The 20643-nt window shown below is 73.4% G+C and carries 17 protein-coding genes; 9 read left to right on the top strand and 8 right to left on the bottom strand.

Translation table 11 applies throughout. The features are described from left to right. Both VG869_02660 and VG869_02665 read left to right on the top strand, forming a co-directional pair. Positions 1–1041 (top strand): acyl-CoA dehydrogenase (locus VG869_02660; protein HEV3450081.1); only part of this gene is annotated, 1041 nt, incomplete at its 5' end. Further along, the gene (locus VG869_02665; GenBank protein HEV3450082.1) at positions 1020–2558 is read left to right on the top strand and encodes an AMP-binding protein; all 1539 of its coding nucleotides are present in this window, start codon (positions 1020–1022) and stop codon (positions 2556–2558) included. The genes VG869_02660 and VG869_02665, both read left to right, overlap by 22 nt. Before the next feature lie 2 nt (positions 2559–2560). On the opposite strand, the gene VG869_02670 is transcribed toward VG869_02665, so the two are convergent. Together VG869_02670 and VG869_02675 are read right to left on the bottom strand one after the other, a co-directional pair. Next, entirely contained in the window at positions 2561–3643 is a 1083-nt protein-coding gene (locus VG869_02670) for an acyl-CoA dehydrogenase family protein (protein ID HEV3450083.1), read from the bottom strand. Between the two features lie 34 nt (positions 3644–3677). After that, positions 3678–6155 carry a hypothetical protein gene (locus tag VG869_02675; GenBank protein HEV3450084.1) on the bottom strand — a complete coding sequence of 826 codons (2478 nt, stop codon included), beginning with the start codon at positions 6153–6155 and terminating at the stop codon, positions 3678–3680. 308 nt (positions 6156–6463) lie between these two features. Between VG869_02675 and VG869_02680 the strand changes: the two genes are divergently transcribed. The 6 genes from VG869_02680 to VG869_02705 all read left to right on the top strand — a co-directional run bounded on the left by VG869_02680 (position 6464) and on the right by VG869_02705 (position 12576). Then, a complete protein-coding gene (locus tag VG869_02680) occupies positions 6464–7765 on the top strand; it encodes a citrate synthase (GenBank protein ID HEV3450085.1) in 1302 nt (433 codons plus the stop codon). Beyond that, complete coding sequence (locus VG869_02685; GenBank protein ID HEV3450086.1) at positions 7762–8955, top strand: acyl-CoA dehydrogenase family protein; 1194 nt, start codon at positions 7762–7764, stop codon at positions 8953–8955. The genes VG869_02680 and VG869_02685 overlap by 4 nt, the downstream gene beginning before the upstream one ends. Before the next feature lie 66 nt (positions 8956–9021). Beyond that, positions 9022–9840, top strand: a complete 819-nt coding sequence (locus tag VG869_02690; GenBank protein HEV3450087.1) for an enoyl-CoA hydratase — start codon at positions 9022–9024, stop codon at positions 9838–9840. Further along, a complete protein-coding gene (locus VG869_02695) occupies positions 9837–11045 on the top strand; it encodes a CaiB/BaiF CoA-transferase family protein (GenBank protein ID HEV3450088.1) in 1209 nt (402 codons plus the stop codon). Before VG869_02690 ends, VG869_02695 begins: the two co-directional genes overlap by 4 nt. Further along, positions 11042–11449: an OB-fold domain-containing protein gene (locus VG869_02700; GenBank protein ID HEV3450089.1), complete on the top strand. Its 408-nt coding sequence runs from the start codon at positions 11042–11044 to the stop codon at positions 11447–11449. Before VG869_02695 ends, VG869_02700 begins: the two co-directional genes overlap by 4 nt. Continuing rightward, complete coding sequence (locus VG869_02705; GenBank protein HEV3450090.1) at positions 11446–12576, top strand: thiolase family protein; 1131 nt, start codon at positions 11446–11448, stop codon at positions 12574–12576. The genes VG869_02700 and VG869_02705 overlap by 4 nt, the downstream gene beginning before the upstream one ends. On the opposite strand, the gene VG869_02710 is transcribed toward VG869_02705, so the two are convergent. The 6 genes from VG869_02710 to VG869_02735 form a co-directional block, all read right to left on the bottom strand. Next, positions 12573–13985, bottom strand: coding sequence for an ABC transporter substrate-binding protein (locus VG869_02710; GenBank protein ID HEV3450091.1), 1413 nt, complete (start codon positions 13983–13985; stop codon positions 12573–12575). The genes VG869_02705 and VG869_02710 overlap by 4 nt on opposite strands. A gap of 41 nt (positions 13986–14026) precedes the next feature. Further along, positions 14027–14920, bottom strand: a complete 894-nt coding sequence (locus VG869_02715; protein HEV3450092.1) for a carbohydrate ABC transporter permease — start codon at positions 14918–14920, stop codon at positions 14027–14029. Next, on the bottom strand, positions 14917–15834 hold the full coding sequence (locus VG869_02720) for a sugar ABC transporter permease (GenBank protein ID HEV3450093.1): 918 nt from the start codon (positions 15832–15834) through the stop codon (positions 14917–14919). Before VG869_02720 ends, VG869_02715 begins: the two co-directional genes overlap by 4 nt. Beyond that, on the bottom strand, positions 15831–16907 hold the full coding sequence (locus tag VG869_02725; protein HEV3450094.1) for an ABC transporter ATP-binding protein: 1077 nt from the start codon (positions 16905–16907) through the stop codon (positions 15831–15833). Before VG869_02725 ends, VG869_02720 begins: the two co-directional genes overlap by 4 nt. A gap of 116 nt (positions 16908–17023) precedes the next feature. Further along, positions 17024–18706, bottom strand: coding sequence for a CoA-transferase (locus VG869_02730; protein HEV3450095.1), 1683 nt, complete (start codon positions 18704–18706; stop codon positions 17024–17026). A 5-nt stretch (positions 18707–18711) separates the two neighbouring features. After that, the gene (locus VG869_02735) at positions 18712–19806 is read right to left on the bottom strand and encodes an acyl-CoA dehydrogenase family protein (protein ID HEV3450096.1); all 1095 of its coding nucleotides are present in this window, start codon (positions 19804–19806) and stop codon (positions 18712–18714) included. Positions 19807–20019: 213 nt separating this feature from the next. Between VG869_02735 and VG869_02740 the strand changes: the two genes are divergently transcribed. After that, the gene (locus VG869_02740) at positions 20020–20607 is read left to right on the top strand and encodes a hypothetical protein (GenBank protein HEV3450097.1); all 588 of its coding nucleotides are present in this window, start codon (positions 20020–20022) and stop codon (positions 20605–20607) included. Positions 20608–20643 lie beyond the last annotated feature (36 nt).

Raw genomic sequence — 20643 nt, forward strand, 5'->3', positions numbered from 1 at the left:
ATCACCGTCGACGAGGCCTACGGCGGGATGGGGATGGGCGACATCGAGGCGGCGATCGTCCTCGAGGAGCTGGCCCGCGTCGACGTGTCGAGCGCCATCCTCGCCCAGCTCATCTTCAACGGCCCGCCCCGCGCCATCCAGCACCTCGGCAGCGACGCCATGAAGGGCCGGTGGCTGCCGATGGCGGCGAGCGGCGAGGGCCTGTTCTGCATCGGGATCAGCGAATCGGAGGCCGGGTCGGCGGTCACCCACATGCGGGCCCGGCTCACCCCGGACGGCGACGGCTACCGCCTGAACGCCTACAAGAACTACGTCACGGGGGGCCACAAGGCCCGCTGCTGCCTCGTGTGGTGCCGGTTCCCCGGCGGCGAGGGGGCCAAGGGCATCGGGGCGGTCGTCGTCGACCTCGAGGCGGACGGGGTGAGCGTCACCGGCACCCACGTGAAGATGGGGCTGCGCGGCACGAGCGAGGCCGAGCTGGCCTTCGACGACGTGTACGTCGGACCGGAAGACGTGCTCCTCGCCGGTGACCCGGCCACGAGCGATTCGTTCAAGACGCTGATCGCCCACATCAACCACGAGCGGTGCGGGAACGCGGCGATGTGCGTCGGAGCCGCGCAGGGCGCCCTCGAGTACGCCGTCCGCTACATGAACGAGCGGGTCGTGGGTGGGCGGCCGATCGGCGAGCTGCAGGGACTGCAGTGGAAGGTGGCGGACATGGCCACCCAGCTCGAGGGGGCCCGGCTGCTGCTCCAGCGCGCCCTGCGCCTCGCGGGCCCGCACGGGACCCCGCCCGCGCTCGAGACCGCGATGGCGAAGTGCGCGGCGAACCTGGCCGCGAAGTTCGTGTGCGACGAGGCGATTCAGCTGCTCGGCGGGTACGGCTACAGCCGCGAATACCCGGTCGAGCGCGCGTACCGGGACATCCGGGGACTGTGCATCGGCGCCGGCACGGTCGAGATCCAGCGAAACTTCATCGGCTCGCAGATCGTCCGCGGCGCCACGCCCGTCGGCGCGTCGTGGCGCGGCCCGCTCGGCTGAGGCCCACGTACCGCCACCCCGAGGCGCGGGCGTACGCCGCGCCCGGCGGCCCGTGGGACGCCCCGACCCTCGACGCGCTCCTGCGCCGGGCCGCCGGGTCCGCCCGCGGGCCGCTGCTCGTCGACGACACCGGCGCCTCGCTCGACGGACCGGCGGTGGAGGCCGCGACGGCGGCGCTCGCCGGCGGCCTGCGCGCCGCGGGCGTCCGGCGCGGCGACGTCGTGGCCTGGCAGGCCCCGAACGGCCACGAGGTCGCGCTCCTCTACCGCGCCTGCTGGCGTCTCGGCGCGGTCGCGGGGCCGATCCACCACCAGGCGGGGACGGGCGACGTCGAGGGGATGCTCGCCGTCCTCGAGCCGCGCCTGTTCTTGCCGCGCGAGGAGGTGCACGGCGCGTCGGCCCGCCTCCGCGCCCTGCTCGAGGCGGCGGCGCCCGTCACCCGGTCGGCGGCGCGTCCGGCCGACGTGGCGGTGGTGCTGTTCACCGCGGGCTCCAGCGGGAGCCCGAAGGCGGCCCTCCACACGCAACGGGGGCTCGCGTACAAGGCCCGCGTCATGGCCGCGACCCACGGGCTCCGGAGCGACGACTCGGTGCTGATGCCGGCGCCGCTCGCCCACGTGTCGGGGCTCCTCAACGCCGTGCTCGTGCCCGGGGTGGTGCCGATGGCCGCGCACCTCATGGCCCGGTGGGACCCCGAGCGGGCGCTGACGACCATCGAGGCCGACCGCATCACGTTCATGGTCGGCCCGCCCACGTTCTTCGTGGCGCTGATCGGCGCGGCCGGCTTCGCGCCCGGTCGCGTCGACAGCCTGCGCCTGGTGTCGAGTGGCGGCGCCGGGGTGACACCGGCGTTCGTCGTCGAGGCGAGCGAGCGCCTCCGCGCCCTCGTGAAGCGGTCGTACGGGTCGACCGAGGCGCCGACGGTCACGACCAGCACCGCTGGCGACCCGCCCACCCGGGCTCGAGACACCGACGGTCGCGCCGTCGGCGCGGCACGGCTGCGGGTGAGCGACCCCGAGAGCGGACGGCCGCGCCCGCCCGGCGGCACCGGCGAGCTGTGGCTCCGCGGCCCCGAGCTGTTCGTCGGGTACACCGACCCGGCCCAGACCGCCGAGGCCGTGCACCGGGGCTGGTTCCGCACCGGCGACCTCGCCATCCTCGACGCCGACGGGTGGCTGACGATCGTCGGCCGCATCAAGGACACGATCATCCGGGGCGGCGAGAACATCCCCGCGGCCGAGGTCGAGGCGGTCCTCGAGGCTCACCCCGACATCGCCGAGGCCGTCGCCGTCGGCGCCCCCGACTCGACGCTCGGGGAACGGGTGTGCGCGTTCGTGGTGGCCCGGCGGCCGTTCGACCTCGAGGCGTGTCGGGCCTGGTTCGAGCACCGAGGGGTGGCGCGGTACAAGACCCCGGAGCGCGTCGTGCGGGTCGACGAGCTGCCGCTCCTGTCGGCCGGCAAGCCGGACCGCGCCGCGCTCCGCCGGCGGGCGGCCGCCGAGCGCTCGTCGGCCTGAGATCAGAGGATGCTCTCGCCCGCCTCGACGCGCGGGCGCAGCAGCGAGGCCAGCCGCTCCCGGTGGAAGCTGGCGTCCCCGAAGCTCACCTTGTCGAGCTGCGCCCGCTTCAAGAACAGGTGCAGGTCGTGCTCCCACGTGAACCCGATGCCGCCGTGGATCTGGAGGCCGGACGCCATGACCCGCTTCGACGCGTCCGAGCACCAGACCTTCGCGGTCGACGCCGCCACCGAGCGCTCGCGGTCGTCCGCGCCGAGGCACCAGGCGGCCCAGTAGACGCTCGACCGCATGCCCTCGACGTCGACGAGCATGTCGGCGCACCGGTGCTTCACCGCTTGAAAGCTCCCGATCGGCCGACCGAACTGCACGCGCTCCTTCGCGTACTCGACCGCCATCGACAGCACGCGGTCGGCGCCGCCGAGCATCTCGGCGGCGGCGTACGTCGCCCCGTGGTCGAGGACGGCGGCGACGGTGACGTCGTCCAGGCGCGTCGCCGGCGTCTCGTCGAAGCGCAGCCATCCCAGCTCTCGGGTGCGGTCCATCGCCGCCTCGGCCGGCACCCGGTGCTCGTCGTCGAGCTCCACCACGAACACCGCGGGGCCGTCGGCGGCCGCGCCGACGACGACCGCCAGACGCGCCGAGGGCGCGTACAGGACCGGATCGGCCCGCCCGCGCAGCCGCCACCCTCGCCCGGCCGGGTCGGCCCGCACCGCGTCGGGGCCGCGGCTCCACGCCACCGTGGCCACGTCCCCCTCGAGCAGGGCGGCGACCCGGTCGTCCTGCCCGGCGGCGGCCAGCGTCCCGATCGCCAGCACGGTCGACGCGAACGGGGCCGGCGCCGCGTGCCGGCCGATCTCCTCCGCCAGGACGGCGACCTCGACCGGGCCCAGGCCGAGCCCGCCGAGGCGCTCCGGGACGGCCACGCCGACCCACCCCTGGTCGAGCATCGCCCGCCAGAGCTCGGCGTCCCATCCGCCCCCGGCGTCGACGACGGCGCGGACCCGCGGGCTCGACGCCAGGTCATCCAGGAGGTCGCGGGCGCTCTCGCGCAGGGCCTCCTGGTCGTCGTCGAGGGCGAAATCCAAGCGCCGCAGGCTATCCGCGCGCTTCGGCGACGGGTCAGGCCGGGACGGTGCCGCTGCGCACGCCGACGTCGGCGTGGGCGCGCGCCGCGGTCGGGGCGCCGGGCCGCTCCGGTGCGGCGTCGACGCGCAGGAGGCCGACCAGGGCCACCATCGCCGCCAGGTACGCCACGAGGGCCAGGACCAGCACCACGCCGAAGCCGAACGTCATGGCCAGGATCGTCGCCAGCACCGCGCCGATCACCGAGGCGAACCCGTTGACGGCCCAGCCCCAGGCCACGTACACGCGGGACGCCTCGGTCAGGCGGGCGACGGCCCCGATGCCGAGCGGCATGAACATGCCCAGGCAGAGCCCGAGCGGGGCGAGCACGGCGAGCGCCAGCAGGATGCGGGCCGTGAGCGGCCAGACCTGCGTGGCGTCGGTGAGCGGCGTCAAGCCGACCAGGTAGAAGAGGGTCAGGGCCGTGATGGCGCCGGCGAGCACCGGCAGCACGCGGCGCGCTCGGTCCTTGACCCGTTCGCTCAGGTAGGCGCCGATCCCCGTGAACACGAGGATCGACATGAGGGTGACGGTCAGCGAGTAGGTCGGGTACCCGAGGAACAGCACGAGGCGCTGGATCAGCGTCACCTCGAAGAAGATGAAGCCGAGCCCGAGCAGCGAGAAGTAGGCCGCGGACCGTCGCTTGCGGGGCAGCTCCGACCACGTCCTGCGAATGGCGAGGAACGGGAGCAGCAGGAAGACGGCGGCGAGGAGGGTGGCGATCCCCAGGAGCAGCACGAGCACGCGCTCACCGACGGCCTGCTCGAAGTCCCGCTTGTCGATGGGCTTCAGGAACCCCCGCAGCACGTCGGGGAAGGACGTGAAGTGCCAGAAGAAGGGACGGTTGTCGCTGATCGGTCGGATGTCGAAGGGGTAGGAGCTGTAGAAGGCGTCCAGCCGGCTGCCGGGGGTCGTGATGAGGCGGCTCACCACGTTGGCGTCGGCGGGCAGTCCCGGCGCGTACCGCAGCGACGCGCCCCGGACCCTCGGGAGGGCCGCCTCGAGGCCGCCGAGCTCGGCGGCGGTGAAGGCGTCGCGCTTGACGAGGATGGTGCTGAGCGAGAAGCCGTTGATGTCCGGAGACGTGGCGACGACGATGTGCCGCGTCGGGTCGCGGACGCCGAGCTCCCCCAGGGCGTGGCGAGCCGTGGCCACGTAGCGCAGGGTCCGGTTGAGCTTGTCGAACTCGCCGAACTGGACCGCGAGCAGACCGTGGCCGCTGAGGTGTCGGAGGCTGTCGACAATCGCGTTGCTCGTGTACAGGTAGCTCTCCGAGAGCACGTAGGCACCGACGGCGGCGGCGTTCGCCGCGTAGCTGTCCGGGGCCGGGTACCACACGAGGTTGTACTTCGCGTCGCTCCGGGCCAGGTAGGTGCGCCCGTCACCCTTGACGTAGTTCACCCGGGGGTTCTGGGCCAGGTGCCCGTCGTAGGCGGCGTACTTGTGGGTGACGAGGTCCCAGGTCACCGGGTTCAGCTCCACCGCGTCGACGTGCCTCGCCCGGTAGTACAGGGAGGTCAGGACCTCGTTCCCGCCGGCCGCCCCGATGATGAGCACGCGCCGCGGCGCTGCGCCCGTCACGGCGTAAGGGAAGCGGCGGGGATCGGTGTCGTAGCGGCTCAGCGTGGCCGGGTCCCCGTTGTACCGGAAGATGCCGGACCCCTGGAGCCCGTCGTGGAAGAGGATCCGCTCGTTCACGTAGTTCCCGACGTCCACCCGGAAGATCGGACTCCAGGACGAGTAGCTGGTGTTCGCCGACGTGAGCTGGGCCTTCGTGGCGTCGTCCCGCTGCTCCGGCAGCAGCGACGGGCGGGCGACGAACACGGCGAGCAGGGCGGCGATGACGGCGCCGGCGGCCAGGCCACGACGGGCACCGCGCGCCGCGATGGCGAGGCCGGTGACCGCCAGCACGAGGCCGGCGAGCATGATCGTCCCGGGAGGGCCGATCGAGGAGATCAGCGCCACGACCAGGGCGGCGCCGAGACCGGCTCCGAGCAGGTCGGCGAAGTAGAGGCGGCCGATCCGATCCGCACGGCGGGCGAAGAGGATCGCCACGATCACGCCGACCGCCAAGAACGAGGCGAAGATGGCGAGGCACACCAGGAGGAGGCGAGCCAGCGCCGAGACCTGCGCGCCGGATCCGTAGTCCCAGATGTTGAGCGTGTCCGTCGAGACTCGGGCCACGATCACGTAGCCGACCAGCACGCTCGTCGCACCGATCAGGAAGCTCCACAGCAAGACGGTGTCCGTGGCCGCTCGTTGGATGCGCCGCGAGACCGCGACGGCGACACCGCCGGACCCGATGCCGAGGAGCGCGAGCCCGATGACGAGGTAGGTGTAGTAGTAGAAGAGCTTGAACGAGATGATGCGCGTGTAGCTGATCTCCAGCAGCAGCGCCGCGAAGCTGACGGCGAAGAGCTGCAGGCTGTGGGCGCGCACCGACGCGTCAGCAGTTGTCCCGCGATCTCTCGCCATGGTCCCCCGTCCACTCCACGCCCAGCGCCCGTCATTGTGTCGCACGGGGGCAGAGCGAGCCGTACCCGACGGGCCGCTCGTCCCGGGTGCACCGGCCCCGTTCCCAGGGTCACCCCCGGTTCCCGTCCCCCCTGGCCGCGTGCTCCGCCGCGGTCGCCGCTCGGCGGCCGCCTCGAGCATCGGACGCCCGGAGACCGGCCGGCGGGCGCAGCGGGGGGCGAACGCGATGGCGACGAGCGACGACGTCTGGTCCGCCGTCGTGGCAGCGCGCCGCTACGCTGAGCGTAACTACGAGCAGGAGTGTCGCCGTGAACGACGAGAAGCCCGCGTACCTCCGTCACGGCGACACCGAGACCGAGCTCCCGGTCGTCCGCGGCACCGAGGACGAGCTGGGCGTCGACATCTCCCATCTCCGGGCCCAGACCGGCCTCGTCACCCTCGACTACGGGTTCGTGAACACCGGGTCCTGCGAATCGGCGATCACCTACATCGACGGCGAGGCCGGGATTCTCCGCTACCGCGGCATCCCGATCGAGCAGCTGGTGTCCGGGCACTCGCCCTCCTTCCTCGAGACCGCCTACCTGTTGATCTACGGGGAGCTGCCCACCCGCGAGCAGCGGGACGGCTTCAGCCGGGCGATCCGCAAGCACACGCTGCTGCACGAGGACGCCAAGCAGTTCTTCGACGGCTTCCCGCGGGACGCCCACCCGATGGGCGCCCTCTCGTCGGTGGTCAGCGCCCTGTCGACCTTCTACCCGGACAGCTCGGACCCGCACGACCCGGCCCAGGTGCAGCTGGCGATCGTGCGGCTGATCGCGAAGCTGCCGACGATCGCGGCCTACTCGTACAAGAAGTCGATCGGGCAGCCGTTCCTCTACCCGAACAACGAGCTCGACCTCATCGAGAACTTCCTCACCATGATGTTCGCGGTGCCGTCGGAGTCGTACCAGGTCAGCCCGACGGTCGTGCACGCGCTGAAGATCCTCCTGATCCTCCACGCTGACCACGAGCAGAACTGCTCCACGTCGACCGTGCGCCTCGTGGGGTCGAGCGAGGCCAACCTCTTCGCGTCGGTCGCGGCCGGGATCAACGCCTTGTGGGGGCCGCTCCACGGCGGCGCCAACCAGGCGGTGATCGAGATGCTCGAGCACATCCGCGCCGAGGGCAACGACATCGACGCCTACGTCGCTCGAGCCAAGGACCCCGACGACCCGTTCCGTCTCTCCGGGTTCGGCCACCGCGTCTACCGCAACTACGACCCTCGCGCCCGCATCATCAAGGAGCAGGCGCACCGCGTGATCGAAGAGCTCGGGCGGATGGACGAGCTGCTCGACCTGGCGCTGCGCCTCGAGGACGTCGCCATCTCCGACAGCTACTTCATCGACCGCAAGCTCTACCCGAACGTCGACTTTTACTCGGGCCTCATCTACCGGGCGATGGGCTTCCCGACCAACATGTTCCCCGTCCTGTTCGCGCTGGGCCGCCTCCCGGGCTGGATCGCGCACTGGAAGGAGATGATGGAGAGCCCGAAGACCAAGATCGGCCGACCCCGCCAGATCTACGTCGGGCCGGTCGAGCGGGACTACGTGCCGATCGACCAGCGGCGGTGAACCTCGCCCCGACGGGCGACGAGCAGCGTCTCCGAGCCGAGTTTCGCGCCTGGCTTCGCGAGCACCTGCCCTGGGAGTACGGGCGGGGGCTCCCCCCGCGCTTCGACGACCTCGCCGACGAGGTGGCCTTCCTGCGGTCCTGGCAGGCCCAGCTCGCCGCCGGGCGATGGGTCGGCGTCGCCTGGCCCGAGGAGTACGGCGGGCGTGGCGCCGGCCCCATCGAGCACTTCATCGTCACCGAGGAGCTGGCGCGGGCGCGGGCACCGGAGCTGGTGGGGCGGATCGGCATCAACCTCGTGGGGCCGACCCTCCTTGCCCATGGCACGCCGGAGCAGCGGGGCCGCTGGCTGGGCCGGATCCTGCCCGCCGAGGAGCTGTGGTGCCAGCTGTTCAGCGAGCCCGGCGCCGGCAGCGACCTGGCCTCCCTGTCGACCCGGGCCGTCCCGACCGAGGGCGGGTGGCTGCTCGAGGGCCAGAAGGTCTGGACCAGCTACGCGCAGTTCGCCGACTGGGGGCTGTGCCTGGCCCGCACCGACCCCGAGGCACCGAAGCAGCGCGGCATCAGCGCCTTCGCAGTCGACATGCGCGCCGACGGCGTGGAGGTCCGCCCCCTGCGCCAGATCACCGACGAGACCGAGTTCAACGAGGTGTTCTTCACCGAGGTGTTCGTGCCCGAGGACCGGCTCGTCGGCCCGCTGAACGAGGGGTGGAGGGTCGCGAACTCGACGCTGTCCCACGAGCGCGGCATCAACCCGCGGCAGCTCGTCATCCACCTCCAGCTCGTCGAGGAGCTCCTCCGCCTCGGTCTCGCCGACGGCGCCTGGGACGACGACCGGCTCCGACCCCGGCTGGCCCAGGCCGCGGTCGAGGTCCGCCTGTTCCAGCTCGCGAACTGGCGGAGCCTCTCGCGCACGGCGCGGGGCCGCGACCCCGGTCCCGAGGGCAGCGCCATGAAGCTGGCCTGGAGCGAGATGAGCAAGCGCCTCCACGACACGGTGATGGCCGTGCTCGGCGCCGCCGCCCCGCTGTGGCACGGCGCCGCCGACAACCCGGGGGACGGCACCTGGCAGCGGTCGTGGCTCTACTACCAGGCGGCGTCGATCTGGGCCGGCACGAACGAGATCCAGCGCAACATCATCGGCGAGCGCGTGCTCGGCCTCCCGCGCGAGCCGCCGCGCCCAGCGACCTGAACGGCGCGGGCGCGCCCCGGGGCACGCCAGCGCCGCCGCCTCGCTCGACGCTGGCATGATGGCGTCGTGGACTTCGACACCATCCGCTACGCCGTCGACGGGCCCGTCGCGACGATCACGTTGGACCGGCCCGAGGTCGCCAACGCGCAGAACAGCCGCATGCTCGACGAGCTCGACGCCGCCCTCGACGTCGCCGACCGCGACGACGAGGTCCGGGTCGTGGTGCTGGCCGGCGCGGGCAAGCACTTCTCCGCCGGCCACGACCTCAAGGAGCTGCTGACCGGCAGCGACGAGTGGGCCCGGCGGCGCGACACGCCCGAGGGAAAGTGGCGGCACGAGCAGGTCATGTACTTCGACCGGTGCGTCCGGCTGCGCGACTTCCGCAAGCCGACGATCGCCGCCGTTCACGGCGCTTGCGCCGCCGCCGGGCTCATGCTCGCCTGCATGTGCGACCTGATCGTCGCCGCCGACGACGCCCGGTTCTCGAACCCGGTCGCCCGCATGACCGGCGTCGGCGTCGAGCTGCTCGTCGAGCCGTGGGAGCTCGGGCCCCGCAAGGCCAAGGAGTTCCTGCTCTGCGCGGAGACGATCGACGCCACCGAGGCGGCCCGGCTCGGACTCGTGAACCGCGTCGTCCCCGCCGGGGAGCTCGCGGCCGCGGCTCGGGCGATGGCGGACCAGGTCGCGCTGGTGCCGCCCGTCACCGCCCAGGCGATCAAGGAGTCGATCAACCGGATGCTCGACCTCAGCGGGCAACGCGATTCGTGGCGCTACCACTTCGTGATCCACCAGCTCGTGAGCAACACCGCCACCGCCCTGGCCGCCGGCGAGGCGCGCAAGGCCGGCGGCATGGACGCCGTGAAGCGGGAGCAGGCGGGTCGGTGACCGCGCCGCTCGAGGGCCGGCGCGTCCTCGACCTCGGCACCCGGATCGCGGCGCCGTTCTGCGCCGGGCTGCTCGGCGAGCAGGGGGCGGAGGTGATCAAGGTCGAGCAGCCGCGACGCGGTGACTTCCTGCGCGAGATCGGGCCCTTCGCGCCCCGCCCCGGGAGCGACGAGCCGGACTACTCGCTCTTCTGGGCCGTCGAGGGCCGCGGCCGCAAGAGCGTGACGATCGACCTGCGGGACGAGCGGGGCCAGGACGTGTTCCGACGGCTCGCGGCCACCGCCGACGTGGTGGTCGAGAACTTCCGGCCCGGGACGCTCGAGGCGTGGAACCTCGCGCCGAGCCAGCTCGACCCCCGCCTCGTCGTCGTCCGGATCAGCAGCTTCGGACAGGACGGGCCGTACTCGCGACGACCCGGCCTCGACCGCGTCGGGATCGGCTACGGCGGCCTCCTCCACCTGACCGGCTACCCGGACCGCCCGCCGGTCCGCGTCGGGGTCACGATCTCCGACTACCTGACCGGCGTGTTCGCCGCCCACGCCGCCACCGCGGCGCTGTACGCGCGCGACACACGCCGCGACGGCCAGGGAGCCGTGATCGACGCCGCGCTGTACGGCGCCGCGCTCCGCGTGCTGGAGTGGACGGTCGCCGCCTACGACGCGCTCGGCGTCGTCCGGAACCGGGAGGGCAACCGCCTGGCCAACTCGGCGCCGCTGGACAACTACCCCACCGCCGACGGCAAGTACGTGTGCATCGTGGCCGGCTCGGACGCCAACTTCGCCCGCCTCTGCAAGGCGATGGACCGGCCCGAGCTCGTCGACGACCCCCGGTACGCGCGGCTCGCCGACCGCGCCGCGCACGGCGACGAGATCAACGACCTGGTGGCGGCCTGGACCGCCGGCCTCGACGCCGCGACCGTCGAGGCCCGGTGCGTCGCCTGCGACGTCCCGGTGGCGACCGCCTACACCGCCGCCGACCTCTTCGCCGACCCGCACCTGCAGGCCCGCGGCGACCTCGTGACCGTCGACGACCCCGTCGTCGGCCCCGTGCGCCAGCAGGCACCGTTCCCGCGCCGGGTCGGCGAGGCGCTGGCGACGCCCGCGGGCGCGCCGCGGCTCGGCGAGCACACCCGGCCGGTCCTGCGCGACGTCCTCGGGCTCTCCGACGCCGAGCTCGACGCCCTCGAAGCGGGGGGCGTGGTGTGACCGGCCGTCGGGTCCCGGTCCGCGCCGGGCTCTTCGAGGAGGACGGGGGCGGGACGGTGACGCTGCTCGGCACGCGCTGCCGGGCGTGCGGAGCCACCACGTTCCCGCGGGCCGAGGTCTGCCCCTACTGCGCCTCGGACGACGTCGAGGCGGTGCGCCTCTCCCCGACCGGCGCCCTCTGGGGCTGGACCACGGTGACCACCGCGCCCCCGGGCTACGACGGCCCCGTCCCCTTCGGCTTCGGGGTGGTGGAGCTGCCTGAGGGCGTGCGGGTCATCACGCGCCTCGAGACCGTCGGGGCCGCCGACGTGCGCTTCGGGATGCCGATGCGCGCCGGGCTGGCGGCCCTCGCCGAGAACGAGGACGGCGACACCGTCGTCACGTACACGTTCGCGCCGGCATGACCGACGACGTCCGGATCGCCGGGGTCGGGATCCACCCGTTCGGGCGCTTCCCGGACCGCACCGTCACCGACCTCGGGGTGGCGGCGGTGCGGGCCGCCCTCGGCGAGGCCGGCGACCCGCGCTTCGACGCCGCCTTCTGCGGCACCGCGTACGCCGGCGTGGCCGCCGGGCACAAGGTCCTGAGCGCGATCGGCCGGACCGGGATGCCGATCGTCGACGTCGAGGCCGGGTGCGCGAGCGGCGCCGCCGCGCTCCTGCTCGCCGCCGGCGGCATCCGTGCCGGCCAGTACGACACCGTGCTGGTCTACGGGATCGAGAAGATGCCGAAGGGCATCATCCGCTCGTCGTTCTTCGAGCCGTGGCGGGAGGCCGCGGGCCTCGCCGCCACCCCGGCCTACTTCGCGCTGCGGGCCCAGCGGCTCCAGCGCGAGGCCGGGGTGACGAAGGACCAGCTGGCCCGAGTGGTGGTGAAGAACCGGCGTCACGGCGTGCACAACCCCGACGCCATGTTCCGCGCCGAGACCACCGTCGAGGAGGTGCTCGGCTCCCGGGTCGTGTGCGAGCCGCTCCATCTCTTCATGCTCTGCTCGCCGAACGAGGGCGCGGCGGCGGTCGTCCTCCGCCGCGGCGACGGCGCCGCGAGCGGGGTCCGGCTGGCCGCGGTGGCACTGCGGTCGCACCGGCCCGGGTCGGTCCTCGGGGAGGCCACGCCGCTGAGCGGCGTCGACGACGCCGCCATCCCGCCGCCGACCACCCTGGCCGCCCGCGACGCGTACGAGGCCGCCGGCGCGTCGCCGGCCGACCTCGACGTGGTCGAATGCCAGGACACCGACGCCGCCCGCGAGCTGCTCTCCTACGAGGAGCTCGGCCTCTGCGGGCGCGGAGAGCAAGGCGGCCTCGTCGACGCCGGGGCGACCGCCCTCGGCGGGCGGCTGCCGGTGAACCCGAGCGGCGGCCTGCTCTCGAAGGGCGAGCCGCTCGGCGCCTCGGCGCTCGGCCAGGTCGTCGAGCTGACGCGGCAGCTGCGCGGCTGCGCCGGGCCGCGGCAGGTCGAGGGGGCCCGCGTCGCGCTCGCGCACACCGTCGGCCGAGGGGCGAACGCCTCGGTGACGATCCTGACCCGCTAGCCGCCGACCCGGGCGTTGTACGCGGCGATGGCCGAGTTGGCGTTCTGGAGCGCCTGCGACAGAGCCCCGCTCGGCTTGGCGCCGCTCGAGAACATCGCCTCTTCCGCGTTGCGCACCGCGTTCCGCACCCCGAGGTAGTCGCCGATGACGGCGCCGGCGGTGGCGACGTTGTTGACGCCGCCGACCAGCTGGTCGTAGGCCACCTTGTAGCCCGGGATCCGGGCCCACAGCTGCTGGATCGCCGGCAGGGTCACCGACGACTTCCGGATCGGGACGTAGCCGCTCGCGGCCCCGAACGTCGCCTGGGTCTCCGGCGAGGCGAGGAACTTCAGGTACTGCCACGCCGCGGCCTGCTTCTCGGGGGCCGACCGGGCCGAGATGAACAGCGCCGCCCCGCCGACGAGCACCCCGCCCTTCCCGACCGGTCCCGGCATCGGGCCCACCCCGAGCTCGACGTTCGGGTACTGGCCGCTGTTCAGCACCTGCGTGATCGTCCCGAGCGTGGCCGAGGTGTCGACGGTCATCGCCTGGTTCCCGTTGCCGATCCCGAGCAGGTTGTCGAAGACGCTGGTCCCCTGGTCGATGTTCGGCACGGCCAGGCCCCGGCTCACCATCTGGGACATCCACGTGAACACCTGCAGGCCGGCGGCGTTCTTGAACAGCGCCTTCGTCGCCCGGCCCTGGCGGCCGTTCCCGCTGTTCACGTACGGGTCGCCCGCCTTCGCCATCCACTGCTCGAGGAACCAGGGATCGGTCTTCAGGCCGTACCCCGCCTTCGTCACCGCGCCCGAGGCCTTCAGCTTCTCGGCGTCGGCCATGACCTGGTCGAGGGTCTGGGGCGGCGAGTTCGGGTCCAGCCCCGCCTTCGTGAACGCCTTCTTGTTGTAGAGGAAGACGGGGTTCGAGACGTCGAAGGGCATCGGGTACAGCACGCCCTTCACCGTCCAGTACTGCAGCACGCGGTCCAGGAAGTCGCCGAGCTGGCCCGAGTAGCCGTCGGCCTTCACGCACGACGCCGCCGGGAGGATGGCGCGGGTGTCGATCATCTGCTGGAGGCCGGTGTCCTGGATCTGGACCAGGTCGGGGAGGTCGCCGGTGGAGAGCCCGGCCACGAACTTGTTCTGGTCCTCCTCGTAGGTGGTCTGGTTGACGAGCGTCACGTGGATGTCCGGGTGGGCGGCGTTGAACTGGCTCGTGAGCTGCTGCAGCGCCTGCTCGTTGGCCTGGGTCAGGCCGTGCCAGAGCGTGATCTGGACCGGCTTCTTGGCCTTCGCCAGCGCGCCGAGCGGGCACGGGGGCAGCTTCGCGGCCGCCGCCGTGGACGCGGTCGCCGACCCGGCCGAGAGCGCGCCGACCGCCAGGGCGGCCGCGACGATGACCGTGGCCGCGGATCGGGTCCGTCGTCGCATCAGGGCTCCTCGGTCGGTCGGGTCAGCGCGCCGTCATCCTGTCAGCCCTTCACCGCCCCGGCGGTGAGCCCCCGGACCAGCTGCCTCTGGAACACGAGCAGGAGGACCACGAGGGGCAGGAACGCGATCACGACCCCCGCGAACGTGATGTTCACGTTCTGGATGCTGGTCGCCCGCAGCTGACGGAGGCCGATCTGGACCGTGCGGAGGTGCTCGTCCTTCGTGACCAGCAGCGGCCAGAGGTACTGGTTCCAGGCGGTGAGGAACGAGAACACGGTGAGCGCGGCGATCGCCGGTCGGGCCAGCGGCACCGCCACCCGCCACAGGAACCGCCAGTGCCCGTACCCGTCGAGCTTGGCGGCGTCGTCGAGGTCCCGGGGCAGGCCGAGGAAGGCCTGGCGCAGCAGGAACACGCCGAGCCCCCAGGCCAGGAACGGCGCCGCCAGGCCGACGTAGGTGTTGTAGAGGTGCAGGTCCACGGCGGTGGTGAGGTTCTGCACCACGGTCACCTCGAACGGCACCATCAGCGACGCCAGCACGACGACGAACAGGGTGCGCTTGAGCGGGAAGTGAAGGAACGCGAAGGCGTAGGCGGCCAGGATCGACGTGAGGACCTGGCCGGTGACGATGAGCGCGCTCACGACGGCGCTGTTGAACAGGTAGTGGCCGAAGTGGCCCTGGTCCCACGCCGCCCGGTACGAGCTCCAGAGCGGATGGGTCGGGAAGAGGGAGGGCGGGCGAGCCGCGATCCGATCCGGCCGCAGCAGCGAGTTCACGATCGTGATGTAGATCGGGAAGAGCACGACGACGGCCAGGATCGTCAGCAGCAGGTAGCGCCCCGCGACGCGGAGCCGGCGCCGCGGCCCGGGCGGGCCGGTCGCGACCGGCGGCGCGGCGACGTCGGTCGGCGGCATGCGGGTGGTGTCGGCGGTCATCGGGCGTAGTGGACCCGGCGCTCGAGGAACCGCAGCTGGAGCAGCGTGAGCACGAGGGTGATCAGGAACAGGGCGATCGAGAGGACCGCGGCCGAGCCGGGGTTCTGGTGCTGGCGGAGCTCGGTGACGATGAAGTACGTGAGGACGTTCGTCTTGTCCTGCGGTCCGCCCTGGGTGAGCAGGTCGATCTGCCCGAAGCTCTGGAAGGCGAAGATCGACCCCACGACCACGGCGAAGAAGATGGTGGGCGACAGCAGCGGCACCGTGACGCGCCAGAACCGGGTCCACGGCCCGGCGCCGTCGACCTCGGCCGCCTCGAGCAGGTCGTCCGGGACGGCTTGGAGCCCGGCCGACATGAGGATGAAGCTGAGCCCGAGCGTCTGCCAGACCGTCGTGAGCGCGACCGCGGGGAGGGCCCAGGTCGGGCTCTCGAGGAACGGCGGCGTCGGGTTGAGGCCGAGCCAGGGCAGCAGCCCGACCTGGGGGTTCAGGAGGGTCCCGAAGATCACCGAGGCCACCGCCACCGACGTCGCCACCGTCGAGGAGAAGATCGTCCGGTAGACGGCGATGCCCCGCAGCCGCTGGTGGGCGAGCACGGCCAGCGCCAGCCCGGCGAGGATGCCGGCGGGAACGGTCAGGAGGGCGAACAGGACCGTCGTCCAGAGGCTGTGTCGGAACGCCGACGAGGTCAGGATGTCGGTGACCTGTTTGAACCCCACGTAGTGGCTCGGCAGGCCGGGGAAGGGCGGGTTCCGGTACAGCGCGAGCTGGAAGTTCTTGGCGAAGGGGAAGAAGACGAACATCGAGAAGATCGCGAGGGCCGGGAAGAGCAGCAGGTAGGCGAGCCCGGCCTCGCGTCGTCGGCGCCGGCGCTGGGAGCCGACCGGCGTCGCGGGCGCGGTCGCCGCGCTCATGCGCCGACGCGCTGCTCGGTGACGGGGTCGAAGAGGTGCAGCGCGTCGGGGTCGGCCCCGAGCGTGACGACCTCGCCCTCGCGCGGGGCCGCGCCCCGCGCCGGCTGGCGGGTGATGAGGAGCTGGCCGTCGTCGAGGCGGGCCACGAGGTGGCGCTCGTAGCCGAGGGACTCGACGAGCGTCACCTTGGCCGTGAACGACCCCGCGGGGTCGACGCGCAGGGCCTCGGGTCGGACGCCGAGCACGGCGTCTCCGCGCCGGGCGACCGCGAGCGCGTCGGGGAGGACGACGTGCACGCCGGGCGCCTCGAAGGCCACCGCGGCCTCGTCGCCGGTCACGAGCCCCCGCACGGTGTTCATCGGTGGCGTGCCGATGAACCCGGCCACGAAGAGGTTCGCCGGCCGGTCGTAGACCTGCTGGGGCCGGTCGAGCTGCTGGAGCACCCCGTGGTCGAGGACCGCGATCCGGTCACCCATCGTCATGGCCTCCACCTGGTCGTGGGTGACGTAGACGACGGTGGCCTGGAAGCGGCGGTGGAGGTCGATCAGCTCGGCCCGGGTCTGGACCCGGAGCTTGGCGTCGAGGTTCGAGAGCGGCTCGTCCATGAGGAAGGCCTGCGGCCGCCGCACGATCGCCCGCGCCAGTGCCACCCGCTGGCGCTGCCCGCCGCTCAGCTGCCCCGGCTTGCGGGCGAGCAGGTCGGCGAGGCCGACGATTCGTGCCGCCTCGGCGACGAGCACGTCGCGCTGGTCCTTCGGGACGTGCCGGGCTCGCAACGGGAACTCGATGTTGCGGCCGACGGTCATGTGCGGGTAGAGGGCGTACGACTGGAAGACCATGGCCACGTCGCGGTCCTTCGCCTCGACGTCGTTCACCACGCGGTCCCCGATCCGCACCGTCCCCGCGTCGGGCTGCTCGAGCCCCGCGATGACGCGCAAGGCCGTCGACTTGCCGCAGCCGGAGGGCCCGAGGAGGACGAGGAACTCCTGGTCGCGAGCCTCGAGGGTCAGGTCCTGCACCGCGACGACGTCGTCGAAGCGCTTCGTCACCCCCTCGAGCACCACTCGGCTCACACGCCCGACCCCTCGCGTCCGCTGACCGCTGCGCAGCCTACGAGTCCGCCCGACGCGCGCGTCGGCCCGTGCCGAGCCGCGCGTCCGGCGCGGGCGGAGCGGGCGCGGCGTCGCGCCTACCGGCTGCGCAGGAACCAGCCGCGCGGGTCCCACGACCGCAGGGCGTCGAGCTCCGCTCGGGTCGGCGGGTCCAGCTCGGCGACGGTGGCGGCCACCTCGAGGTCCCAGCCGCACGCGGCGCGCGCGGCCGCGACCCGCTCGGCGCGCGAGCCCGGCCCCGCCGGCACGGCCGTCAGGACGAGCTCGTCGTCGCGGCGCTCGAGCGTCCCGAGGTCGGTGACGAGGGCCTGGACCGCCCGGCCCGGCGATGTCACGTAGGGGCACTCGGGCGGCGTCCGCGCCGGGCTGAGGAGGGCGACCACGACCGCCTCGGCGCAGACCGACGCCACGTCGTTCCCGCCGCCGGAGCCGACGAGGAAGCGACCGTCGCCGAGCCGGGTCGAGTTGATGTTGCCGTGCCGGTCCACCTCGGCGCCGCCCAGGCAGGCCACCGTCGTGGTGCCCGGCCCGCCCACGAGGGTGCCGAGCACGATCGAGGCGTCGCCGAGCATCGTCGAGCGCCAGAAGTTGCGGTGGTTCAGCACGAAGGGGTCGGCCGGCGCCGGGTCGTAGCCCCAGAGCCCGATCTCGGCCGTCAGCTGCACCGCGCTGCCGGCCGCCCGCGCCTGCGCCACGCCGAGCCAGGCCGACAGGTTGGCGACCCCGGCGCCGGCGAGCACGGCGTCGGCGTCGAGGGCGAGCACGCGCGCCGCCAGGTGCCGAGCGCCCCACGCCGCCGCGAGCTCCCAGCGGTTCGGAGGCGCGTCGAGGTCGGGGGCGTGCGCGGCCGCGTCGGCGCGCCACGAATCGGGCGCGGCCCGCTCCCGGAGCGCGGCGACGCGGTCGACACCGAGCCGCTCGAGGTAGGCAGGCTGGTCGTCGACGTCGAGGACCCAGTGACGGATCCACGCGTCGTAGTCCTCGCGGCGCGTCGCGGCCCGGGCCTCGACCCAGAAGTCGTAGTCCTCGCCGTAGCCCGGGACCGGGAGGCCGGCGGCGAAGCAGCCGCCGGGGTGCGCGCCGAGCTCGGCCTCGCACACGGCGAGCACCCGGTGGGCCGGCACCCGCACCAGGTGCGCCCACGGCCGGAGGTCGTCGACAACCCGCTCCACGGTGACGATGGCGCCGCGCCGCGCCGCCAGCGCGCCGAAGACCCCCTCCAGCAGCGGCGGGTGGATCGCCACGTTGCCGTCACGGTCGGCGACCGGGGCGTGGAGCAGGGCCACGTCGGGGACGAGCGGGGCGACGAGCCCGACCTCGCCGAACGGGGTGTCGACCCTCGCGTACGCGTCGTTGGAAGCCATCGAGGAGCCGGCGAGGGAGCGGGTGGCCACCGCAGGGAGCCCGCCGGCGGCGGCCTCGAGGCGTTGCGCGAAGGTCAGGAACGACCAGTGCTCCACGTCGACGGCGCCCCGCTCGTACGCGTCGGCGAAATGCGGGTTCGGCGTGAAGTTCGGGAAGGTGTCACCGGAGTAGCCGGTGACGACGCGGCGCACCAAGCCGCCGCGGAAGAACAAGGCACCCAGGCTCGACAGGCTGAGCATGTGGAGCGTGAAGCCGGGATCGCGACCCCACCACTGGCGGACGACCTCGCGCGCCGCGGCCGTCCAACGGGTGTGGCCGACGACGACGTGGAGGGCGTCGCCGGCGCGGACGTGCTCGGCGACGGCGTCGGCCAGCGACCGGCGGCGGTCGGGCACCCGCCCTAGGCCGGCTCGAGCACGAGGTCGGCGAGGCGGCGGCGCTGCCAGCCCTGGTAGCCGAGCATGGCGTCGTTCTGCTTCGCGCGCTTGTAGTACCAGTGCGCGTCGCAGTCCCACGTGAAGCCGACTCCGCCGTGGATCTGGATGTCCTCACCGGTGACGAACACGGCCGCCTCGGCCGCGTACCCCTTCGCCATCGCCGCCGCCGGCTGGCGATCGGGATGGTCGACGTCCGACGTCCACGCGGCGTAGTGGGTGCCGACCCGAGCCAGCTCGAGGCGGTGGAGCATGTCGACCGCCTTGTGCCGGATGGCCTGGAACGACGCGATCGGCCGGTCGAACTGCACCCGCACCTTCGCGTACTCGACGCCGAGGTCGAGCGCGGCCTCGGAGGCGCCGACGAGCTCGGCGGCGAGCATCACCCCGGCGTCGTCGACGACCCGGCGCCACGTCGCCGTGTGATCGCCGGGAGCCCCGACGCGCTCGGCCGGCTGCTCCTCGAGGACGAGCCGACCGGCCTTGCGGGTCGGGTCGAGGGTCGGGACCGGCTCGGCGTCCGGTGACTGCACGAGGAACGAGCCGAGCCCCTCCTCGGTGCGAGCCACGACGATCACCCAGTCGGCGGTGTGCCCGTCGAGCACGAGCGGCTTCCGACCGGTCAGCACCCAGGTGCCGCCGCGCCGGCGGGCCCGGGTCCGGACCCGCTCGACGGGACCGTCGTGACCCTGCTCCTCGAGCGCGACCGTGCCGCGCAGCGCGCCCGACCCCAGGCCCCGGAGGAGGTCGTCCGCACCCAGGCGTCGGGCCGCGAGCGTGGCGAGCACCGCCGACGAGAAGAACGGCCCCGGGAGCGGCAGCCGGCCCATCTCCTCCATGACGACGGTCATGTCGACGAGCCCGAGGCCGAGGCCGCCGTGGGCCTCGGGGACGAGGAGGCCGGGCCAGCCCAGGTCGGCGATCTTCCCCCAGAGCTCGTCGGTGAAGCCCCGCGAGTCCTCGGCCATCGCCCGGACGTACGACGACGGCGCGTCGTGACCGAGGAACGACCGCACTGCGTCCCGCAGCGCCTCCTGCTCGTCGCTGAAGGTGAAGTCCACCGGACTCGTCCCAATCGCCGCGGCGGGCGCCGTCGCCGCGCCTCGGATGCGGCCGCCCACGGCTCCGGCACGACCGGACCCGGACGTTAGTCTCCGCAGCGCGCGCGCCGCTATCGTGCTGCCATTCACGAGGTGCGGGATTCGTTGGCACGTGTCGCGGGGCCGGTTCGGGTTGCCACCCCCTCCGGCGGTCGCGCCTCTAGGGTGAGCGACGTGGTCGCGCCGACGCCGATGAACGGCCGGCCGAGCCCGCCAAGCCCGCCGCGACCGCAAGCCCGGGCCCTCCCGCCGTCGCCGCGGCGCCCGCGCCCCGCGCCCCGCGCCCCGCGGCGACGCCACCGGGGACGGCTCCTGCTGATCCTCCTCCTCGCCCTGGCGACGGTCGGAGCCGCCGGCTACCTCGTCACGAACCGGAGCTCCGGCACGACCGCGACGTCGCACGACTTCGTGCACACCGCGGAGCGGGTCGCGACGACGGCGAGGTCGTTGCCGGCCGCGGCGCAGGACGTGCAGCGGTTCACCGAGCTGCACGCGTTCGACGTGAAGACCCGCGTGATCATCGACGGCATGACGCTCGACGTGAACCGGCTCCGTCAGCTCGCGGCGGGCGTGTCGGGATCGGCGAGGCTCATCGCGGACCAGGCCGCGACCGCGGGCGACGAGGCCATCGCCGCGGCCCGGCGGTACCACGACGCGGTCGCATTCACGTACCGGCTGTCGAACGCCGAGGCCGCCCGGCAGGACCTCGACGCCGCCGCCGCCACGCTCGACCAGCAGGCCAAGGCGTGGGCGCGTCGGTGACGGCCCCGCCCCCCGCGCCGCGGCGCACAGACCGGT

The sequence above is a fragment of the Acidimicrobiia bacterium genome, from assembly GCA_035948415.1.
In the GTDB taxonomy this organism is placed as follows: Bacteria; Actinomycetota; Acidimicrobiia; order IMCC26256; family PALSA-555; genus PALSA-555.